The organism is bacterium (assembly GCA_026398675.1).
Lineage (GTDB): Bacteria > RBG-13-66-14 > RBG-13-66-14 > RBG-13-66-14 > RBG-13-66-14 > RBG-13-66-14.
Map to the genome: position 1 here is coordinate 1 of JAPLSK010000143.1, position 7374 is coordinate 7374.

6 protein-coding genes are annotated in these 7374 nt (G+C 60.1%); 1 reads left to right on the forward strand and 5 read right to left on the reverse strand.

The genetic code is table 11. The features are described 5' to 3' along the window. Window positions 1-1812: PD-(D/E)XK nuclease family protein (locus tag NTW26_03710; protein ID MCX7021381.1), on the forward strand; the 1812-nt coding region annotated here is incomplete at its 5' end. A 162-nt stretch (window positions 1813-1974) separates the two neighbouring features. Here the strand turns inward: NTW26_03710 and NTW26_03715 are convergent. The 5 genes from NTW26_03715 to NTW26_03735 form a co-directional block, all read right to left on the reverse strand. Then, window positions 1975-3672, reverse strand: a complete 1698-nt coding sequence (locus tag NTW26_03715; protein ID MCX7021382.1) for a hypothetical protein — start codon at window positions 3670-3672, stop codon at window positions 1975-1977. A gap of 127 nt (window positions 3673-3799) precedes the next feature. Then, on the reverse strand, window positions 3800-4891 hold the full coding sequence (locus NTW26_03720) for a hypothetical protein (protein ID MCX7021383.1): 1092 nt from the start codon (window positions 4889-4891) through the stop codon (window positions 3800-3802). Window positions 4892-4900: 9 nt separating this feature from the next. Beyond that, on the reverse strand, window positions 4901-5284 hold the full coding sequence (gcvH, locus tag NTW26_03725) for a glycine cleavage system protein GcvH (GenBank protein ID MCX7021384.1): 384 nt from the start codon (window positions 5282-5284) through the stop codon (window positions 4901-4903). A 173-nt stretch (window positions 5285-5457) separates the two neighbouring features. Continuing rightward, window positions 5458-6552, reverse strand: a complete 1095-nt coding sequence (gene gcvT / locus NTW26_03730) for a glycine cleavage system aminomethyltransferase GcvT (GenBank protein MCX7021385.1) — start codon at window positions 6550-6552, stop codon at window positions 5458-5460. 105 nt (window positions 6553-6657) lie between these two features. Further along, on the reverse strand, window positions 6658-7374 hold a 717-nt coding region (locus tag NTW26_03735; GenBank protein MCX7021386.1), incomplete at its 5' end, for a thermonuclease family protein.

Consider the following 7374-nt stretch of genomic DNA (forward strand, 5'->3'; position numbering starts at 1 on the left):
GAGGAGGCCGGCTGGCTGCGGGCCGCGCTGGGAGCGCTCACCGACCCCCGCGACGGGGTACAGGTGGCGGCGATGTTGCTCTCGCCATTCGGTGGCTTCGATTACGACGACCTGCTCCGGCTCAAGCGGCTCGGCGACGCGTCGGGACGGCGATGGACCGACCTCGTCGGCGACCCGGCGGTGGACGGGCTGGGCGAACGCTTCGCCTCCTTCCGCCCCCGCTGGCTCCGGTGGCGAAGGCAGGCGGGCCTCGTCGGCGGCTCGCGGCTCACGGCGGCCATCTACCGGGACTCAGGGCTGGAGGCCGCCCTCAAGTCCGAGGGGCGCCCCGACCGCTGGCGGCGGCTGGAGCACCTGTTGGAGCTCATCCGCGCCGAGGAGCGCGCCGGCGGCCTGACCGGTCCCGCCGACACCCTGACCTGGCTCCGCGACAACGAGGGGTCCCGCGAGTTCGAGGAGCCGACCCCCGAGTACGCCCCCGTGGTGCTTCTGACCATGCACGCCGCCAAGGGCCTCGAATTCCCCGTGGTGCTGCTGCCCTTCCTCGATACGAGCAGTCGAGGGTCCTCCTGCGATTACGCCCTGGCGCCCGATTCCACCGGCCACCGGAGATTGACGGTGCAGGTCCGCACCGAGGATGCTCCCTTCACCCCTAAGCTGACGCCCCTGGGCGAGAGCATCAAACGGCGCGGGGAGCTGGACGAGGAGCTGGAGCGCAAGCGGCTGTTCTACGTCTCCTGCACCCGGGCCATGGACCACCTGATTCTTTTAAACACCGCCGATAAAGAGGTCGAATCGCTGGAAGGCGGACGGGCCGGACGGCGGATCGGTCAATGGCTCAACAGTTTATTGAGCGGTGAGGGCGGCGCGGTGTCCGGCGCGGTCCGTCATCTCGAACGGGAGCTGCCGGAAAAACGTGAAAATCCGCCCCCTCCGCACGGTGCGGTGCGGATAAGCCTGGAGCTCCTCGCGCCCCTGGACGTCCACGACCCGCCGCCGGTGAGCCCCTCGGCCCTCGCCGAATTCGGGCAATGCCCGCTGGGGTTCTACCTGCGCCGGGTTATGAAGCTGGAGGGCGAAAAACCGAAAACCGGCCCGTCGTCGGGGGATTGGGACGCGGACCGCCCCTGGGGAAGCGCCTTCGGTACGGCCCTGCACCATCTCATCCAGACCGGAGGTGGCGTCCCGCTGGGGGAGGACGAGATACGCCGGCGACTGGCCGGCCTGCGGGACCAGACCGCCTCCGAGGAAGAGGAGGAAGTGGCCGAGTTTGTCTCAGCAATACTTGAAGAACCCGACCGGACGACCATCGCCGGATTAGCCGCGCACTTGAAGACGCTGGACGGGATGGGGGAGTGGCGGCGTATCCGCGAGGCCGGGCCGCGATTCGAGGTTCCGTTCCAGGTGGAGCTCGGCGGCTGCCTGGTCCTGGGCCGCATGGATTGCCTGGTCGAGGAGGACGGCGGGCTCGGAATCTACGACTTCAAGTCCACCGGCCTGACCGGCACTCTTCCGGCCCAGGTCATCGAGAAGCACGGCTACGACGTCCAGCTCGGCGTTTACGCCCTGGCGGCGGAGCGGCTATTCGGAAAACCCGTGCGCGAGGTCGCCCTGCTCTTCACCGCCGAGGGCGGCGGGTTCCACCGGCTGGACGCGGGGGAGGTCTCCCGCCGGGCCGAGGGATTGCTTAAAGAAGCGGCCGAGCTGGCCCGCTTACCTTTCGCCGAAGTCTGGCGGAAGCGGACCCCCGGCTGCCGCGACTGCAACCTCTGGAAGCTGTGTAAAGGGTTGGACGAAGGGGAAGCCCGTTGAGCGCGTCGTAAACCCGATTGGAGCAAAAAAAGGGGCCCGGTTTCGGACCCCTTTATTCGAGTGGCAGCGGGACGGGGAATCGCGGCATACCAACACTGGTGGACTGTGTGATTACTAAAAAGCTGAAGTATACGTTTTAATACTTACATTCACTGAATCCACTTACTGAGCCTGACCATCGGTGCCAAGTTCACTGAGATTCCCATTACGCACAACTTTAGTTAAGTATTCCAGTAGTGCTAGAGCTTGACGAAGAATTTCTTCAAATACAGATGGTAAGCTCCTGGTATCAATACCGAAATATGTAGAAACCTTCCTATATTTGGTTCCTTTTCGATGCGCAACCCCACTGGACCGAAGGTCTTGGAGCTTACGCAAGAATATGATGTGTTCTTCTGCTTCTAAAACGCATCTAGTTGTAAAAGCGACCTCTAAAATGGAAATACTCCCATTCAGGTTTCCACTCTTTTCAGGAGGTATCAACCGATTAAGGTACTTCTCGTTCAATGAGTCAATCAGAACTTTAGCAAGTCCTTGTACAAGTCCATCAAAAGCTCGTTGCTCATCTGTAGCAGGAATTCGGATACACTGGTAATAGTGCTCATCATCGGGTTCTAAAGGTAACAACAGCTGCCATCCAAGGCACTCGTTACATGCTGTTTGTAAATCGTGATACCTTATCCCAAATAAATCTTCAGGACGGTCGGAGTCAGTGAACTGAGCTAGTATTTGACGTTTAGTAAAGGTTTTACTCAACTTACCAGCCGGCGGAATATTATACGATCTCCAATAAAGTTGCTCATCATATGGCAAGTCACGACCAAGATCCCCAAGCCATGCACAAACCTTATCATCGTGATGGTTATCTATAGCCATGCCCCAGAGATTCCCACAATGTAAATGTGAATCTTCTACCGAGTACTTACCCGGTTGCTCGTAGTATTTATCTAGAACTTCTTTACGAAAATGAACAGGCGTTAAATAATTGGGAGCATAAGGATTGGAGCCGAAATTATTAGCCAATGCATCGGGGTTAGACGTGTAGTAAATATTATCACCCTTGTCATCGATGCCGATAATAAAGTCCATGTATTTCTTGTGTTCTTCTTCTGCAAAGCACCAGAATCCACTTTTTTCCTTTGGTAAAGGCTTTATTAATTTTTTACCATGCACGCAACTGAATGCCTTTAGGTTATTTATACCCTCAAAATCGCCATAGCTTTGACTCCAACACATAAGGTCTTCATAGAAATCATTGCTGCCTTCTTTCAGTGACAATTCATCGAGCGATAATAAGGAATGCTCTCTACAATCGAATTGTATAGAGAGGTGCATCTCCTTGACCGCGAGGAATTGGCGTATCTCCTTGAGTCGAATCTGAATCCGTTCAGATTCGACTGTGGCAACAAGCTGCTTATTACCGGATTCATCAATTTTAAAGTAGTGGTTCTCTTTCCTTTCGTGATAGAGCTCATGAAAATGCCTAAATTCCTCGCTGATTTCTGAGTAATCAGGAAATATATCATGAAACATGCGATTAATAACTAGGGGTTCTATCCCTCTACTAACACCATAACGGAGATATTCGACTCTTGTCTCACCATCTCCATGATATCTAACAGCACATGGTATGCCTTCACCATAGCTTAAATCCCAATCAGAATTCTTGAGTGATTCTTCCATTTGTTCATTGGGGATAAGAGCGCAGTAGATAAGTCGGTCATGTAGCTCATTGACATCTGATAAATAGACGGTAACCATCTCTGTGAGTTGAATGTCACGCTGTAATGATCGAAGCAGGTCAACTTGCGACAACCGCCTACTTTCTTCAGCTTTTGTTGACATTTTTCCACTTCCCATTTTTAGTTTCATCCTAGGTGGGATTATATACAAAAAGGGGCCAAATTTGCCCCCCTTTGTTTATTAAGCGCTAAATACCGTGGGCATAAAAAAACCCGCCGAAGCGGGTTGGTGAAGTAACCGCGGGTCATTCCAGTTCCGATACGTCGCGCCCGGTAGGTGCAACCGTCTCCGGCGGGGCCGGGGCGGGTCCCTCCTTCGTCCCGACGGCCAGGCCCGAGGCGGTGGCGAAATACACCGTGTTGGCCCCCTCGTCGTAGGCGCAATCCAGCATCACCGGGTCCACGAGACCCTCCTGGACGCCGTGGTGCTCCCAGACGTTGGTGGCGAAGATGTAGTAGATGGCGCCACCCTCGGAAGCGGCCCAGATGGAGCCTTTGCCCATCCCGATGCCGTTGACCCGGTCCCAGGCGCCGCCGTTCATCACCTCGTTGAAGCTCTCCCCGCCGTCGGTGGAGCGCCAGAGCCCGAGCCCGTCCGTGGAGACCCAGACGTAGTCGCCCGAGGCGGCCACGCGGCGGAAGGGATCGTAGCTGGCGCGGATGACCCACTCGTCCCTCTCGCGCAGGTACTGGGCCAGGTAGCCCCGCTTGTCCGGGGAAACGGCCCAGACGGAGTCCTCCGTGATGGTGACGTCGGAGACCGTTCGGTAGCCGCTCTCTTTCCCCATGAGCGGATCGAGCTGGGCGAAGGCGACCGGACGGGTGGGGTCGAAGGCGGAGGTTTGCAGGAGCCCCTGGTCGGTGGCGATGTAGGCCTCACCGGCGAGGCTGGCGGCGCCGTGGCAGACCCAGCCGCCGTCCCGGGGGGGCAGGCCCGCGGCGGTCCAGCGGTGGCCGATGTCCGACGAGTACGCCGCCCCGTTACCCAGCGCCCAGAGCACCCCGTCGGCGAAGACCACCCGGCTCAGGTTCGGGGGCAGCAGAGGGTTCTCCACCGCGACGAAGCGCTCACCCTGCTTCATCATCAGGTGGCCGCCCCCGACGCCCATCAGCCCCTCCGGGGTCAACGCGACGGAGACGAGCCCCTCCGCGGGCAGACCGACCTCGGAGCCCACGAGCTTCCAGGTGAAACCGTGGGTGACGACTCCGGCCTGTTCGGGGGTCAGTTCCGCCTGCTCGGAGATGGGCTTTACGTCGTCGCCGCAGCCCGAAAGCACCGCGAGGACGAGCGCCGGGATGAGGGGGATGTATCTCTGCCCGAAGGTATGGCTGCGCATGGGCGGGGCTTATTCCTCTCCGAGGAGCTCCTCGTAGGCGGCGGCGGCGTTGAGATCGTCCATCTCCGCCGGGTTGTCCGGTTTGACCTTTATCAGCCAGCCGCTCCCGTGCGGGTCGTCGTTGACCTTCTTGGGCTCTTCCACGGCCGCCATGTTGATCTCCGTCACCTTGCCGGAGATGGGGGCGATGACGTCGTTGGCGGCTTTGACGCTCTCCACGACGCCGCACTCGCCTCCCGCCTCGATCCGGTCACCCACGTCGGGCAGCTCCAGGTAGACGAGCTCGCCCAGTTGGTGGGCGGCGTAATCGGTGATGCCGATAGTCGCCTCTTTCGGGTCGAAGATGACCCACTCGTGGGTATCGGTGTACTTCCTGTCATCGGGGTAGGACACTCTGTCTCCCTCCTTCGACGGCCCGCCGGCTTGAAGCCGGGCGTGGGCTTCGCGACGTAAGTGTTGCTTTTTAAAAAGTGCCGCGAGTCATCGTTATCGCTGTCGTTTAAGTGCAAATACCGAACTGAAATTTTGGCGGCCTCGGTACGCGAAAAGGGTGATGGACCGAGCCGCTACTTGCGGGTTCCGTCCTTGTAGAAGGGTGGCTTGACCACGACGGCCCCCCGGAGCTTGCCCCGGATGTCCACGGAGAATTCGGAGCCCGGCGCGCGGTGTGACGACGCGAGGTAGGCCAGGCCTATCGCCTTGCCCAGGGAGGGCGACATCGTCCCCGAGGTCACCTCGCCTATCTCCGCGTCGCCCGAGAAGCACTTGGTGTGCTGCCGGGCGATTCCGCGCTCGAGCATCTCGAAGCAGACGAGGCGGCGGCCGGGCTTGGCCTCTTTGACCTTGACCAGGGCGTCGCGGCCGATGAAGTCGTCCTTCTCCAGCTTCACCGTCCAGGCCAGCCCCGCCTCGAAGGGGTTTGTGGTTTTGTCTATGTCGTTGCCGTAGAGGCAGTACTTCATCTCGAGGCGGAGGGTGTCGCGGGCGCCCAGTCCGATGGGCCTGCCCCCCAGCTCCTGGGTTTTCGGCCACAGGGCGCGCCAGACGGTCACGGCGTGCGCGTTGGGGATGTAGATTTCGAAGCCGTCCTCGCCGGTGTAGCCGGTGCGCGAGAGAAGCATGTCCTTCACCCCGCCGACGGTCCCCACGGCGAACTCGTAGAAGCCGATGGGCTCCAGAGGGATGTCGGTCACCGACCGGATGACTTCCTCGGCCAGCGGCCCCTGGACGGCGATGAGGGTGGTCTCGTCGCTTTTATTCGTGACCTTGAGCCCCTGGGGGGCGTGTCGGGTGACCCACTCCCAGTCCTTGTCCAGGCAGGCCCCGTTCACCACGGTCAGAATTTTTTCCTCGCCGAAGCGATAGACCAAGAGGTCGTCCACGATGCCGCCGTCGGGATAGCACATCGGGGTGTAGATAACCTGGCCGTCCTTCATGGCGGCCACGTCGTTGGTCACCAGGCGGTTGACGAAGGCCAGCGCCCCCGGGCCCTCGAACCAGAACTCGCCCATGTGGGTCAGATCGAAGAGGCCCACCTTGGAGCGGACGGTGCGGTGCTCCTCGTTGATGGAGGTGTACTGCACGGGCAACTCGTGGCCGGCGAACTCGATCATCTGGCCGCCGAGCTCGTGGTGGATGGCGTTCAGCGCGGTTTTGATCATGGGAAGAGTCCTTTGCGGAAAGTGAAATCGGGCGCAAGTTTAGGCCCTGGAGCCGGGGCCTGTCAAGAGCGGGAACGCCGCGTCATTTCTGATTCGAATGCCGGGTCAGTCGCCCCACAGCCAGGCGTCTTGCAGGCAGGACTGACAGCGGGACTTGCCGCAGGTCTCCAGGAGCTGGACCCGATAGACGGCGACGAAGTTCTCCTCCAGAATCCGCTGGGCGAATTCGCAAGTCGGGCGGTGATAGGCATCCTCCTGGTCACTGGCCACATACACCGCGGGCAGGCTTTCATCCTCCGTCTTCGCCGACGGGTCGAAGAGTCCCAGTTGGGCCAGGAAAGCCTCGTACATCAGATGCCGGTAATCATCGTAACGCTTCACGTTCGGCTGATACCGCCAGGCGACGGCCAATCCTTGCCGGAGTAGTTCCGCCCCCACATCCGGACAGGTGTCCGTCCGCACGTAAGCCAGCCAGCGCCAGGGGCTGGCACCGTCGCGTGGGTCGGCATCAGGGGTGAGATAGACGGTCGTGCCGGGCGGGATCAGCTCCTCCAGGGCGTTCGTGGCTTCGTCGGCCAGCAGCCGCCCCCGCTCCGGGGTGTCCAGTCCCACAAAGCGCACCGAGTGGCTGTTTTCTGTTCCATCCTCATTTTTAAAGGTGAAGGTGTCCCCGTCCACGATCCTGGCGACGACCAGCGGGGTGTCAGCGGGAAAGGGGGTTGTCGGAGTGGCGACGGACGGGACGGTCAACACCGCCAGTGCCAGGAGCGCCGGGAGGGCGTAATGCAACGGCCGGGGGAGTGTCCGGGTCTCGAAATGCGT